Source organism: Arthrobacter sp. Dra40, assembly GCF_059091905.1.
Genome location: NZ_JBNHHB010000543.1, coordinates 1 through 794 on the forward strand (window position 1 = coordinate 1; position 794 = coordinate 794).

The 794-nt window shown below is 63.5% G+C and carries 1 protein-coding gene and 1 tRNA gene; both read right to left on the reverse strand.

Translation table 11 applies throughout. The annotated features are described in order from the left end of the window. A partial coding sequence (locus AC5RWT_RS37880; RefSeq protein ID WP_494084691.1) for an FAD-dependent oxidoreductase occupies positions 1–170 on the reverse strand: 170 nt, incomplete at its 3' end. A gap of 528 nt (positions 171–698) precedes the next feature. Then, positions 699–771 (reverse strand) — tRNA-Ala (locus tag AC5RWT_RS37885). Positions 772–794: the final 23 nt, after the last annotated feature.

Consider the following 794-nt stretch of genomic DNA (forward strand, 5'->3'; position numbering starts at 1 on the left):
GCCATCCGTGCAGCCCCGGCTCCTATGTGGGAGAACAGCGGTTGGAAGTAGTGCTGGTCCCGGGGTTCGATGATTGCGATGTCCTCAACGTTCCACCGGCGCAGCCGCGCGGCCAGCGAGATTCCCGCATTGCCGCCGCCAACAACCACTACCTGATGGTGCTTGTCCATGTTTCGGCCTTCCGTCATTGGCGGCCGCGCCCCCAGCCGCTCCCGCATCCGCCCAGTCCACAGCGCCCGAGAGCTTCCGTCAAGGCGGACCGGGTCATGAAACGTCGGCCACGATCTCCAAATGCAGCGGTCAGTGCAGGATGGGGCTGGGACGTTACGGCGGCGGATCCGCAACCAACCGCGAGCCTGGAACCGGCGCGCGGACTCGGTCAGCGCAACCTTGGCCTCCAGCCGGGCAAGCGGTTCGGCAAGGCAAAGATGGATGCCGGAGACGAGATGTTTGTTGGTCCAGCGGTCTGGGATGAAGCGGTCGGGGTTCCATACCCGCGGGGTCGCGATTGGCGGCGGCGGGCACCAGCGCGACCGGTGAGCCAACCGGGAACGGGCCAGCCCGAGGGAGGCCTTTCTGCGCCTTAACCTGCCGCCATGACTACAAGGGCACCGTTGGCCTCGATGCCCTTATCACTGCCCAAGTGCGTGGAAAGTGTGTTATTTGGGAGCCGGAACCGAGAAGTCCGACGTCTTCAGTGGAGCTTAGGGGAATCGAACCCCTGACCTTTTCATTGCGAACGAAACGCTCTACCAACTGAGCTAAAGCCCCGTGCCACTGCGTTTGATCATAAG